We start from the raw sequence: 12,123 nt of genomic DNA, 5'->3' as shown, positions 1-12,123 counted from the left end.
TGTATGTCCATCCATCAAAAAAGCGCAACAACGAGTGCGGGCCAGCCTGGAAGACCCGGAGGGCGCGGCCTGAAGCGCCCATCTGCTGCGCCTTGCCTCTCGGAAAGGGAACCACCCTGACCATCGAGGCAAGACACAACAGCTGCACGCTTCAGGCCACGCTGAGTACGCAAGGAGTTATTCAGAGACTCCCAAACTCTGGAGGGCAACATGAGCACACTTTTTTCCATCGGCGTTCTGAGCCGGGACACCGGCTGCAAGATAGAAACCATTCGCTACTATGAAAAAATCGGGCTGATGCCAGAGCCGGCACGCAGCGAGGGCGGGCAACGCCGCTACCACCAGAAGCACAGGGACCGGCTGCAATTTATCCGCCATGGGCGGGAATTGGGTTTTACCCTGGATGATATTCGTGAACTGCTGGCGCTAAGCGCATCGCACCAGCATGCCGACAACATCGCCCGACGGCACCGGGATGCGGTGCAGGCACGGATTCGCTCACTCACCGCCCTGCGCGATAAGCTGGATCGAATGATCAAGGAATGTGCTCACGGACATGAAGGGGAATGCCGGGTCATTGAAGTGCTCAATGATCATGGTCAGTGTCAACACGACCACAACGTAACAGGCGGCCAGAGCTGACCGCCTGCTCTATAGAGATTTACTCAGCAGATTGCAGTTTATCCAGTGTTTTGAGTTCGAAATCACTGGCCTCGTGACGCTCCCACAACTGACTGGAAGGCTCACCCCAGGCGCGATTGACCATACGACCTCGCTTGACTGCCGGGCGTTCGGCAATCTGGTGAGTCCAGCGCAACACATTGGTGTAGGTGTGCGCCTCGATAAACTCCGCCGCCTCGTACACCTTGTTGGTCACCAACGCTCCATACCAGGGCCAGATGGCCATATCGGCAATAGAGTATTCGCTACCGGCAATGTACTCGTTGTCCGCCAGCTGGCGATCCAGCACATCCAGCTGCCGCTTGATTTCCATGGTGTAGCGGTTGATCGGGTACTCGTATTTCTCCGGCGCATAGGCGTAGAAGTGGCCAAAGCCGCCACCCAGCATGGGCGCGCTGCCCATCTGCCAGAACAGCCAGTTCATGACTTCGGTACGCGCTCCGGGTTCTGCGGGCAGAAACTCGCCGAACTTCTCTGCCAGATACAACAGAATACTGCCGGACTCGAAGACTCTTCTCGGCGGCTCCACGCTGTGATCCATCAGCGCCGGGATCTTGGAGTTGGGGTTCACGTCCACAAAGCCACTACCAAACTGGTCGCCATTCTGGATGTTGATCAGCCAGGCGTCGTACTCGGCACCCTGATGGCCTTTCTCCAGCAGCTCTTCCAACATCACCGTGACTTTCACCCCATTGGGGGTGGCCAGAGAGTAAAGCTGTAGTGGGTGTTTCCCCACCTGCAACGCCTTGTCATGGGTGGGGCCGGCAATGGGGCGGTTGATGTTGGCGAATTTGCCACCGCTTTCCTTATCCCATGTCCAGACTTTCGGCGGGGTATAGGTATCATCAGTCATGAAGCGCTCCGGGCCCTTATCAATATGGATACCCACTATGGATACCGTATTGCGGCGAAACAAGCTGAAAAATCAGCACAAACCCTTCAACTGATTCAATCCATTTTTCCGGCTGGAGCAGCCTGCTCATGCTGCTGGACTTCCCAGAGATGGGCATAGAGCCCGCCCTTGGCCAGCAGCTCGGCATGGCCTCCCTGCTCGGCCACCCGACCCTTGTCCAGCACAATAATGCGATCCGCATCCATGATGGTAGAGAGGCGATGGGCAATGACCAGTGTGGTCTGCTGATGGGAAATTTCACGGATCGCCTTGAGAATAATCTTCTCGGAATGGCTGTCCAGTGATGACGTCGCTTCGTCGAATACCATGATCGGCGGGTGCTTGAGCAAGGCACGAGCGATGGACACCCGCTGCTTCTCTCCACCTGACAGTTTCAGCCCCCTTTCCCCCACCATGGTGGCCTCCCCTTTCGGCAGCGAAGCGATAAAGTCGGACAGGTAGGCAAGGCGGATGGCCTCACGGACTTCCTCATCCGTGGCATCGATACGTCCGTAGCGCACATTCTCGAAGATACTGGTATTGAACAGCACCGTGTCCTGGGGCACCACACCAATGCTTCCGCGCAAGGATGCCTGGCTTACGTTACGAATCGACTGGCCATCAATACTGATATCCCCACTGGCCGGGTCATAAAACCGGAACAGTAACTTGAACAGGGTAGACTTGCCGGCACCGCTGCTGCCCACAATAGCCACCTTCTGCCTTGACGGCACGGTAAAACTGACACCAGCAATAATTTCCCGACTGTCGCCATAACCGAAATGCACATCCTCAAAACGGATTTCACCCCGGGTCACCTTAAGCTCACCGGCATCATCCTCGTCGACCACCTTCGGTGCCACCGCCAGAATCGCAAACATGTTCTCGATGTTGGTCATGGCCCCTTTCATTTCCCGGTAGACAAAACCGAGAAAGTTCAGCGGCATGAACACCTGCATCATGAAGGCATTGATGAGCACAAAGTCACCCAGCGTCATCGACTCATTTGTGACCTCCACCGCCGCCAGCACCATGGCCGTGGTCATGGCTGCCGCAATGATCAGTGACTGGCCACCGTTAAGCGCAAAGAGTGACAGGCGATTCTTGCGCCGCGCCTCCTCCCAGCGCGCCAGATTCTCGTCGTAGTTGTCTGCCTCGAAATGTTCATTGGTGAAATACTTCACCGTTTCATAATTGAGCAGGCTGTCGATAGCACGGGTACTACTGGACGATTCGGCCTGGTTGGCTTCGCGAATAAAGGCCAGCCGCCACTCAGTGGCATAAACCGAAAAGCCCACATAGGCGACAACAGACATCACCACAATCAACGCAAACCAGACATCGTAATTCCACAGCAGCAGCCCGATCACCATGCCGATTTCCAGCAAGGTGGGCAGGATGTTGAATACCATGAAACGGAGAAGGAAGCTGATGCCGTTGGTACCCCGCTCGATATCCCGGGACAGACCACCGGTGCGACGGTTGAGATGAAAATCCAGATCCAGGGCATGCAGGTGACGGAACACTTTCAGCCCCACCCGGCGCATGGCCCGCTCGGTAACACGGCCAAACAAGGTGTCACGCAATTCGCCAAACAGCACATTGGAAAACCGCACCACCCCATAGGCCAACAGCAAGCCCAACGGCAGGGTAATCAGCTGGCTGGTGCCGTCCGCATCCAGGTCATCAACGATGTGCTTGAGGATAAACGGCAAGCCCACACTGGCCAGCTTGGCCAGCACCAGACACCCCACCGCCAGGGCAATCCGGGTACGAAATTCCAGCAGGTAGGGAAACAGGGTTTTGAGTACGGACCAGTCGATGGGCTTGGGGTTTATATCCTGGCTCAGGCCACGCATACAAAAATCCGTTCAGGAAAAATCAAAGCCACAGTATAGCAACCCAAACCCTCTGCCGAGACACACAAAAAAAGCCCGCGGGAGCGGGCCTTCATCATTAATGACTGGTAGCGCACACCGGTCACCTGTGAATGCTTTATATCTCATATTTGGCCATGCGGGCCTGCAATGGCCGAATCAATTCGCGGTTATCCTGATCCCAGGGGTGAAATCCAGGGCGAAAATAATCCAGGTACTCTGGCAGCAGCTTGCGCAGCGGCCCCGGCTTGGCCAGCAGCCACCAGTAGCCTCGCATCATCCGGCCCAGTGAAGCGTTACCTTCGCTTTTCAGATTGCGCCAGGTTATTCGGCTGATCGCAATCCAGAACATCAGGGTCACCTGCAGCATAATCAGCACCCGGTTCCAGTAGCCTCCATCGACACTCTGGTAGACATCGAATGCCACAGCCTTGTGCTCGGTTTCCTCCACCGCATGCCAGATGAACAGTTCACGAATTTCCGGATGCATCTTCTCCGAAAGCTCCGGCATGGTCAGGAACTGGTGGGCCATAATGGCGGTGAAGTGCTCCAGCGCCAGCGTCATGGCCAGCTGCTGACGCGCGGACAGGCGCTGGCGCGCCGCCGACAGCCCCTCAGACAAACGCCGCAGCGTCTCGCCCACCGGGTATCCCTTGTCTGTCAGCCATTGATTGAATGCCTCATGCTCTTGTCCGTGGTGCGCTTCCTGGCCAATGAAACGGCGGACATGCAGTACCAATTCAGGATCGTCCAGCTGATCTTGGTAATGCCGCACCGAATCAATAAAGAAACGCTCGCCATCCGGGAACACACTGCTCATGGCGGCAAAGAAGGCACTCAGAAATGAGTCACCACTGTGAAAATGGCGGTCGATATCCTTCCCGGGCCGCAGAGAAAGCTTTCGCACCGTGATATCAATGGCCTTGTTCAGACGGGCTTGTGCGGTCATGTTGCCTCCACGCTGTTGCTATCCGGACCGTCGCAAAACACCTACCTCAGGAAATATGCCTTGCATGCAGTGTGCGCTCGAGGTCATGTCGCGTCATTCGCCGATCATTTTGGGCCGGGCGTGACGGGTTGAACATGGGGCACCCAAACCCCGAGCCGCCCCGCTCCAAAGCAAGGCATGGCACAGACTCATGGCCGGGGTTTGAATGGAAAGAGTGCGATTCGAGCCTCTGGTAACAGAGCAGACAATCCTCACCCGAGGCCTCAGGACTGGCGCTGTTCAATCCACACTTTCAGCCCCTGGCTGTTCAGATTGATATCAAACCCCAGCACGCCCTCAAGCGCCTCATCGGACAGTGCCACGCCATGTTGGCGGGCCTTGCCGAACAGGTAGTCCCGCAATGACAACTCCAGCCGGGCCATCAGCCCTTCGCTGTCACCGCTGGCTGCCTGCTCTGCCAGCGCCACATAGTCATCCACCATGGCCAACAGTCGTTGGCCCGGCTCCTCAGGATCTTCCAGCATCCCGTAATGCGTCAGGAACATGCGCTCCGGGTTCAAGGACAGCAATTTGCGGATGGAAGCCTTCAAGGCAGGCGGATCAAACTGCACGGGCGTAGTGGTGGGCAGGATAAAGGGGCCGTTATCCGTCACCAGAGAAGGATAGGACAGGCCGAAGGTATCCCCGGTGAACAGGCCTTTCGAGAGAGGATCATGGACACAGAAATGATGGCGGGCATGGCCCGGGGTGTCATAGAACACCAGCTCGCGATCGGCCAGCATCACCGCGTCGCCATCGTCCATGATGCGCACCCGGTGTTCATCCACCGGGATGATATCACCGTAGAGCTCGGCAAATGCGGCCTCGCCATATACCGCCGTGGCGCCGGCCTTGAGCTTTGAAGGATCGATCATATGGCGTGCGCCGCGTGGGTGAATCAGCAGGGTAGCCTCAGGCAACGCGGCCATCAGTCCGCCCACACCACCGGCATGATCCAGATGCACATGGGTAGCAATCACGTACTGGACGGTACGGCGATCAATCCCCTTCTCATCCAGCAAGGCCAGGATCAACGGCACGGTGTGATGGGTGCCGGTCTCGATGATGGCGCACGCGCCATCCGCCTCCATCAGGTAGCAGGCTGCCAGCTCCTCATGGACCATGGCGGTATCAATGCGGGTAATACCAAACGGTAGTGGGTGATATTGCTGAAAGGTCATGACGTGGCTCCGGACAACAGCGAAGCCACACTATACCTTTGCCCTGCCGGTCACCACAGCCGACCAAAGTGGCGAGGGGTTCAGTCCGGGCACGCTACCTGATCAATGGCGGCCGCGGACCCCTTGAGGGAGAAATCCGATACATACAGGGCACTCCCTTCCTGATCCAGGTACACCACCTCCAGGGTCGCCCCCTTGCGCAGCGCCTTGATGATCGGCGAGTTCAGCGAAACCGCACTGGCAAAGATCAACAGATGGTTGCTCGCATCATGCTCCCCGTAGCGAGGTCCCACGTCACCATAGGGCACGCCATCCACATAAAACTCCCGGGCCACCTCACCGGCTTCAAACTGGCTGGCCAGATCGGTGCCCGGTCCACCGGCAGTGACAAAGCGCCGGTGAGCCAGCACATAGGCGGGCTGTTCACTTTCCTGCTTGCACAGCATGCCCACTGCAAACTTGGCAGCGCCATCATGGAGGCCGTGCTCACCGGCATAGGGATGACCATGGTATTGCCCCAACGACCACTCCGCATGCGCAGACACACTGAGCAATGCCAGCAGACCTGTCAGGAATAACGTTTTCATCCTGAACCCTTCCCTGTATGCAATTTTCACAACAAGACTACCCTACCGTCAGCCCGGACGAAAATGCCCCGCCAGGCAACGAAACCTCCTGCCCCGTCACGTACACCCACGCTGAACCACAAAAAAGCCCCGTGATTACGGGGCTTGTTGCGTCACTTCAGCGTCAAGCGGGCAGCATCAACCAGGCTTGGCCAGACCTTCTCCCACTTCACCACCATAGTTTTCCGGATGCTCGCGGGCATCCTTGATGGCGCGCCAGGCTTCTGGCACCCAGCGTTTGTTTTCGTCCAGCAAGGGCCACAGGGCGCGCATTACGCCACCGATCAGCTTGAAACCCAGCTGGTCCAGCCAGGTCCAGCGAATGCCGAACACTTCCCGGTAAGCCGGTGGGTAAAAGCCCTTCTTCAGGTGCCAGGTCAGCGAGCCCATGAAGTACTGGTAGATGCGCCACTGACGGTCCGACATGGTGGTCTTGGGGTGCTTGGGCTGACCGGTGTAGTGACCCCGGTGTTCCACATACTCGGTGGCCGGGTTCACCTGCAGGCGGTTGCGGATGGTGTCATCCAGATACGCCCAGTATTCGTCGGTGGTGGCCGGCATGTCCTTGTCGCGGATGCCCATCTGGCGACCAAACTGCAGCCACTCCTGGTACAGCTGCTGCTTGTCAGCTTCGCTCAGATGATCGCCGTTGAACTCAGCCAGATAGATCATGCCGTAGTAGGTGGTGATATGAACCCAGGTATACAGCTCCGGGTTGAGGGCATGGTACTTCTTGCCGTTGAAGTCGGTGCCCTTGATATCGCGGTGCATCTCGCGCAGACGGGTGCCGAAATCCCTCACCCCTGCCTCGGTGTTGTAGAGCACCGGCCAGAGCAGGGCAAGCGAACGCTCAGCACGCCCCCAGGGATCTTCCTTGTAGGCAGAATGTTCTTCCACACCGGCGCCGATGCCCGGGTGGGCCACCTGTACGGTGGTGGTGCTGGGCAGCAGAAACAGCACCCGCGCATCACCAAAATATTTCCACATCAGGGAATCCGGTCCCAATACAGCCTGTTCCTGTGTCATCGCATCTACTCCAGAATCCGTCAGGGCCATCGCCCTTTCCTCAATGAGACAACGCTACCCGCTACGTCTCACCTTGTCCCCTGGAGTAAATAAAGGATTGCAGCCTGTTCATGACCGGAAATATGCCGCACTGGCCAAAATCATTGTCGCTTCGCGAAAGAAGCCGGAACTTCGTCGAAGTTCAGGCCTTTTTTGACACAACCTTCACGAAATATGGCGAAATGCCCGCTTCTGAGGGTCCGCCGGCAGGTTTTTATGCAAGGCCTTGCGAAGCATGCGCACATTCATGGCTTCACTGAGTCTTGCCACCCCTGGCATATGATAATGGGAGTAGGTGGAGACTTTGTTCATGGCTTTGTAGGCCATCACCGCCCGCCACCAGAAGGCGCTGCGTGGCAATTCATAGACATCGGCCAGATCATCACCCAGGCAGATACGGCTCAGTTCAAACAGCAACTCTTCTGACAGGTTGAACGGCGGCTGACGCGCCAGCGCAGTGATCACCGCCTGGGCCAGCATCCGCCCCTCATGGTTGGGGTCATACTGGCGCTCACGGATGCGCTGGTACTGGTAGATTTCCTCGTCCAGGGAATCAGTAAGCATCTCGTCACAGAGGCCGTTCTGTCTCGCCATGAAACGCCACAGGTGATGGCTGGCCGCCTTGTCATCGTCACTCAGCGACGCACCCATCCGCTCCATACCGCGCTGGGCCAAATAATCGAACTCGATGATCGTGAAGGCCATGTCTTCCTGATTGATGGGCTCATCATACTTCGTCGTATCCCACCCCTGCTCTCGCAGGTACTTGCGCACCATGGCGTGCAGCAACCGTACCTCCATTACCGTACGGTGCCCCTGCGCGCCGGGGCGCAGCCCGCCGGGGACATTCATGTTGTGGGTCATCTGTGAGGTTTCATACACCCGGCGCAACACGTCCTGGTGCAGGCGACCGGTGGCCACCAACACATGGGTCGCCTTGCTCAGGGAATAGCCCTCCACCAGGCTGCTCACCAACAGGGCAATGGAACGCACATTGGCAAACCCCAGATTCACCCGCGCCGCATGTTCTACCTGCTGCCAGTCCACCCAGGAGGGGATGGTGTGACAATGATCCACATAATCCGAGAACACCCCACCCTCGCTTTTTGCCCTCGCATAGACCTCGTCCAGCATCTGTGCCGGCCGGGCCCGCTTGAGTTGCGCCGCCACCGAATCAGCTAGCGGATCACAGGTGTAGCGCATGCGATCCATGACGCTATCGGAGTATTTGGCTTGCCAGGCGGGGTTGGCGGAAGGCGCGATAATGGCTGCAGGTGCATTCATGTTGTTATCTCTTGCAGTTGGCACTCAACCGACCATAATCCAAGTAATTACTTGGTTAATACTTGATTTTATGGCTGACCTACCCCTGCACCTGAGCTCGCTCAAGAAACAGCCCGCCCAGCCCCGTGCCCGGCGCACCGTGGAGCGCATCATCGACGCAACCGGCGAGCTGATCCTCAACCAGGGAATGGAGGCCCTCACCACCAACCGGGTGGCCGAGCAGGCCAACGTGAATATCGCCACCCTGTACCAGTACTTTCCTCACAAACAGGCCTTGCTCAGTGCGCTGGTGCAGACCCACATGCATGATCTGACCCGCACGCTCAATACCCTGCTAGAGGGACTGGGTGACGTCTCGGTGGCAGAATCCACCCGGCTGTGGGCCACCCTGGGCATTCAGTATTTCCGTCAGAATGACAACCTGCTGAGCATGTTGATTCAAAGCCAGCACGCTCTCACTGCCCTGCCGGAAGGCAAGGAATTCGAGCGTCGCCTGCTGGAGGCCATGCACCGCTTCCTGTCACGGCAGCGCGACCGCCTGCGGGTTGAGAATCTGGATCGGGCCATCTATGTGGCCCTGCATGCCTGCACCGCCATACTGTCACGGCATCTGCTGGAACCGGTGCCCTATTACCGGGATGAAGAAATTGTCGATGAAGTCGTCACACTGATGACGCGTTATTTCTGTTGAAGAGAAGGTTAGAAAGACGCTGCACGCAACACGCTTCATGCACCACGCAAACGCAGAATCAAAACCTGAAAAGCGGATTTACCGCAGAGGACACAGAGTTCACTGCGCTAAAACATCACGGCTTCCTGGGGGGAGGTGGCAGGGAGGCAAGAGCGTACGACAGATAATCCGGCGCGATTCCAGAAAGCCCACCCTTTTCTCAGTGAACTCTGTGGCCTCTGTGATAAATAACGCCTTAGCACCTGATGCAAAATCGTCAGCTAAAGGTTTCCACGTATAGCGCCTCCACCTTCTCCCGGGCCCAGGGGGTCTTGCGCAGGAACTTGAGGCTGGATTTCACCGACGGATCCTTGCGGAAGCAATTGATGCGAATCTCTTCACCCAATGCGGCCCAGCCATAGTGCTCGGCCAGATCAGTCACCATCTTCTCCAGCGTGATACCGTGCAACGGGTTATTGGGCTGACTGGGGGACATCATGGCTCCTCATTCATTGGGAAACAGATCAAAGGGGGGAGACTCTGGCTCATACTGCCGGCGCCACTCCCGTGGCGTCATCCCGGTCCATCCCTTGAAGGCCCGGGTAAAGTTCGCCGGGTTCAGATAACCCAGCATTTCACCTATCCGTCTTACTTCCAGATCTGCCTGCTGTAACAACCGGCGACTGTCCCGCACCCGCGCCTCTTCCAGCAATTGCTGATAATTGCATCCGCGCTCCTGAAGACGGCGACGCAAGGTGCGCGGTGTCTGGTGAAGCTGGTCGGCCACCTGCTCTGGAGACGGGTACCCTTCCGGGCCGGGCACCAGCAATGAACGTACCTGATGCACGATGTCATCGTCGCGCTCGATGAGCAGGCTTTCCCGTTCACATTGCTCAAGAGCAGTACGCAGCGCCTCCGGGTTGGCCGTCGGCAAGGTCTGGTCCAGCAAACTCATATCCCCGGACAGGTATAGCCCGAGCCGGGGCCGGGCAAACCGCACCGGCGGCAAGCGCGCCTGCCAAGGGTCAAAGTCCGCAGGGCGCTCCCCCGGCAACCACAATTCCAGCACATCCGGTAATACCGGGATCAGGAACTGCACGCCCCTCAACATGCTGGTCAGGATGGAACTGAGCATCAGCCAGGACAACATGGGGCTCAGGGTAATTTCCGCAGTGAGTTCAAGAAACACGGAATCCGCTTCGCTATGCACCTGCAGCCGGACCCCCCGGCCACGCAGATGCCAGTAACGCTCCAGGATACCGATTGCCTCACGCACCGTGGGCGCACACATCAAGGCATAGCCCAGGTTGCCATGGGCGGTCAGCAGCATGCTGTCGCCGGTGGAAAAGCCCAGGCAGTGATCCCCGGTAAGCTCATGGGCTGCCGCCACAATACAAGCCACTTCATAAAGGGAGAACTTGCCCCCTGGATCCACGAAACACTGCTCGGCCACCCCCGCCCGTGACAACAAGTCGCTGCGGTCGGCCCCGCGGCCCACCGCCACATCCACAAACGCCCGGGGATAGGTGGCAGCCTGACTAGGCTGATGCACCCAGTCCGGCAGGGCGTCGCGCTTTTCTGTCAGTTGTGCGAGAACAGACACTGCGGTCATTTGGCCACCGATGATAATTATTATGTCCTCGCAGCGTCTCACGCTTATGCGGTTTTCACCAGTACATTAGGAGCCATCAAATACCTATTGGCCCGATGAGCCCGATAAGGAGAAGATCAATGAATGCCATCGTTCCGGTAAAACCCGGCAAGCTGCGCAAGCAACTCAGCGGCACCCTGAAGACCCTGAGCAAAACGCCGAAGGGGATGATTCCCAAGGTACGACGCCCCAACTTCACCTTCACGGAGGGCGACGTGCCCCGTTACTGGTGGGACAACAACCCGGTCAAGACGCTGTTGCTGGCCGCCATGTCCTCCGGCTTCCCTCCTGGTGAACGCTTCTTCATCGATTCCGTGCGTCACTTTGAAGGGCAGATCACCGATCCGGAACTGAAGAAGGCGATCAAGGGCTTTATTGGCCAGGAAGCGCACCACTCCCGCGAACATGACATGCTCAACGGTTATCTCCAGGAACAGGGCGTAGATCTGGCTCGGCTGGAGCGGGAAATCCTCGGTTTCATGAACTGGATGCGCAAGAACCTGAGCCCGGAACGACAGCTGGCCCACACCGTGGCGGTGGAACACTTTACTGCCCTGATGGCCGAAGAGTTCCTGCTCAAGTACGACGCCCTGGAGGAAATGGACCCGCGCATGGCGCCAGTCTGGGCGTGGCACGCGGTGGAAGAGTCGGAACACAAGGCGGTGGCATTCGATGTCTACAAGGCCATCGGCGGCAGCGAATTCACCCGCATCACCGAGATGATGCTGGTCAGTGTGCTGTTTCCACTGTTCACCTCCATGCACCTCTATCAATTGATGCGCGATGAAGGGCAATTGCGCAACTGGAAAGCCTGGCGTGAGACGCTGAACTACATGTGGGGCAAACCCGGTGTCTTCCGCAAGCTGCTGCCGGGTTATTTCAAGTTCTACAAGCCCAGCTTCCACCCCTGGGATCACGATGCCCGGGACCTGGTGGAGAAGGCCAAGCAAAAATGGCTCGGCGATATGGCCTGAACGCCTGCGCTTTCCAGCGGCCCTCTGCAGTGTACCCTGCACCCGCTGTCTTCCGGCACCGCACGCAGACGTCCTCCCTAACAGGGTGTGCGCCTGCGTGCGGAAACCGTCATCAGGTCACATAACCGTCACAGTTACCCCTACGGCTCATGCGGCCGCTCAAGGCTTGTCCTAGAATACCGACGTAAGGCTCCTGCCCCGCGCTCAACAGCGGGCAGACAACAACACGTCAAC

Annotated in this window: 12 protein-coding genes; 3 read left to right on the top strand and 9 right to left on the bottom strand. The window is 57.8% G+C overall.

Annotated features, from left to right (window positions below; genetic code table 11):
* Positions 1–210 precede the first annotated feature (210 nt).
* Positions 211–642 carry a helix-turn-helix domain-containing protein gene (locus HF945_RS00730; RefSeq protein WP_290523921.1) on the top strand — a complete coding sequence of 144 codons (432 nt, stop codon included), beginning with the start codon at positions 211–213 and terminating at the stop codon, positions 640–642.
* A gap of 19 nt (positions 643–661) precedes the next feature.
* Here the strand turns inward: HF945_RS00730 and yghU are convergent, their stop codons facing one another.
* The 7 genes from yghU to HF945_RS00695 form a co-directional block, all read right to left on the bottom strand.
* Positions 662–1,534 (bottom strand): glutathione-dependent disulfide-bond oxidoreductase, encoded by an 873-nt coding sequence (gene yghU, locus HF945_RS00725; protein ID WP_035232936.1) that lies wholly within the window; start codon positions 1,532–1,534, stop codon positions 662–664.
* A 95-nt stretch (positions 1,535–1,629) separates the two neighbouring features.
* On the bottom strand, positions 1,630–3,432 hold the full coding sequence (locus HF945_RS00720; RefSeq protein WP_290523920.1) for an ABC transporter ATP-binding protein/permease: 1,803 nt from the start codon (positions 3,430–3,432) through the stop codon (positions 1,630–1,632).
* 136 nt (positions 3,433–3,568) lie between these two features.
* Entirely contained in the window at positions 3,569–4,399 is an 831-nt protein-coding gene (locus tag HF945_RS00715) for a metal-dependent hydrolase (protein ID WP_290523919.1), read from the bottom strand.
* A 263-nt stretch (positions 4,400–4,662) separates the two neighbouring features.
* Complete coding sequence (locus HF945_RS00710; protein WP_290523918.1) at positions 4,663–5,619, bottom strand: MBL fold metallo-hydrolase; 957 nt, start codon at positions 5,617–5,619, stop codon at positions 4,663–4,665.
* A gap of 80 nt (positions 5,620–5,699) precedes the next feature.
* On the bottom strand, positions 5,700–6,206 hold the full coding sequence (locus tag HF945_RS00705; RefSeq protein WP_290523917.1) for a hypothetical protein: 507 nt from the start codon (positions 6,204–6,206) through the stop codon (positions 5,700–5,702).
* A 177-nt stretch (positions 6,207–6,383) separates the two neighbouring features.
* Positions 6,384–7,301 carry an oxygenase MpaB family protein gene (locus HF945_RS00700; RefSeq protein WP_290523916.1) on the bottom strand — a complete coding sequence of 306 codons (918 nt, stop codon included), beginning with the start codon at positions 7,299–7,301 and terminating at the stop codon, positions 6,384–6,386.
* Positions 7,302–7,475: 174 nt separating this feature from the next.
* The gene (locus HF945_RS00695; RefSeq protein WP_290523915.1) at positions 7,476–8,594 is read right to left on the bottom strand and encodes an oxygenase MpaB family protein; all 1,119 of its coding nucleotides are present in this window, start codon (positions 8,592–8,594) and stop codon (positions 7,476–7,478) included.
* A 70-nt stretch (positions 8,595–8,664) separates the two neighbouring features.
* Here HF945_RS00695 and HF945_RS00690 point away from each other — a divergent pair, with 70 nt between their 5' ends.
* Positions 8,665–9,285, top strand: a complete 621-nt coding sequence (locus HF945_RS00690) for a TetR/AcrR family transcriptional regulator (RefSeq protein WP_290523914.1) — start codon at positions 8,665–8,667, stop codon at positions 9,283–9,285.
* Positions 9,286–9,541: 256 nt separating this feature from the next.
* Here the strand turns inward: HF945_RS00690 and HF945_RS00685 are convergent, their stop codons facing one another.
* On the bottom strand, positions 9,542–9,760 hold the full coding sequence (locus tag HF945_RS00685; protein ID WP_290525366.1) for a VF530 family protein: 219 nt from the start codon (positions 9,758–9,760) through the stop codon (positions 9,542–9,544).
* A 9-nt stretch (positions 9,761–9,769) separates the two neighbouring features.
* Complete coding sequence (locus tag HF945_RS00680) at positions 9,770–10,876, bottom strand: AraC family transcriptional regulator (protein WP_290523913.1); 1,107 nt, start codon at positions 10,874–10,876, stop codon at positions 9,770–9,772.
* A gap of 119 nt (positions 10,877–10,995) precedes the next feature.
* Here HF945_RS00680 and HF945_RS00675 point away from each other — a divergent pair, with 119 nt between their 5' ends.
* Positions 10,996–11,889: a metal-dependent hydrolase gene (locus HF945_RS00675; RefSeq protein WP_290523912.1), complete on the top strand. Its 894-nt coding sequence runs from the start codon at positions 10,996–10,998 to the stop codon at positions 11,887–11,889.
* The last annotated feature ends 234 nt before the right edge of the window (positions 11,890–12,123 follow it).

Origin of the sequence: Alcanivorax sp. (genome assembly GCF_017794965.1) — a bacterium.
Taxonomy (GTDB): Bacteria; Pseudomonadota; Gammaproteobacteria; order Pseudomonadales; family Alcanivoracaceae; genus Alcanivorax.
This window is presented reverse-complemented; position numbering and strand designations above follow the sequence as displayed.

What these genes read in the sequence shown, in the direction of transcription:
- HF945_RS00730 (WP_290523921.1), top strand. Translation starts at nt 211, where the DNA reads ATGAGCACACTTTTTTCCATCGGCGTTCTGAGCCGGGACACCGGCTGC.
- yghU (WP_035232936.1), bottom strand. Translation starts at nt 1,534, where the DNA reads ATGACTGATGATACCTATACCCCGCCGAAAGTCTGGACATGGGATAAG.
- HF945_RS00720 (WP_290523920.1), bottom strand. Translation starts at nt 3,432, where the DNA reads ATGCGTGGCCTGAGCCAGGATATAAACCCCAAGCCCATCGACTGGTCC.
- HF945_RS00715 (WP_290523919.1), bottom strand. Translation starts at nt 4,399, where the DNA reads ATGACCGCACAAGCCCGTCTGAACAAGGCCATTGATATCACGGTGCGA.
- HF945_RS00710 (WP_290523918.1), bottom strand. Translation starts at nt 5,619, where the DNA reads ATGACCTTTCAGCAATATCACCCACTACCGTTTGGTATTACCCGCATT.
- HF945_RS00705 (WP_290523917.1), bottom strand. Translation starts at nt 6,206, where the DNA reads ATGAAAACGTTATTCCTGACAGGTCTGCTGGCATTGCTCAGTGTGTCT.
- HF945_RS00700 (WP_290523916.1), bottom strand. Translation starts at nt 7,301, where the DNA reads ATGGCCCTGACGGATTCTGGAGTAGATGCGATGACACAGGAACAGGCT.
- HF945_RS00695 (WP_290523915.1), bottom strand. Translation starts at nt 8,594, where the DNA reads ATGAATGCACCTGCAGCCATTATCGCGCCTTCCGCCAACCCCGCCTGG.
- HF945_RS00690 (WP_290523914.1), top strand. Translation starts at nt 8,665, where the DNA reads ATGGCTGACCTACCCCTGCACCTGAGCTCGCTCAAGAAACAGCCCGCC.
- HF945_RS00685 (WP_290525366.1), bottom strand. Translation starts at nt 9,760, where the DNA reads ATGTCCCCCAGTCAGCCCAATAACCCGTTGCACGGTATCACGCTGGAG.
- HF945_RS00680 (WP_290523913.1), bottom strand. Translation starts at nt 10,876, where the DNA reads ATGACCGCAGTGTCTGTTCTCGCACAACTGACAGAAAAGCGCGACGCC.
- HF945_RS00675 (WP_290523912.1), top strand. Translation starts at nt 10,996, where the DNA reads ATGAATGCCATCGTTCCGGTAAAACCCGGCAAGCTGCGCAAGCAACTC.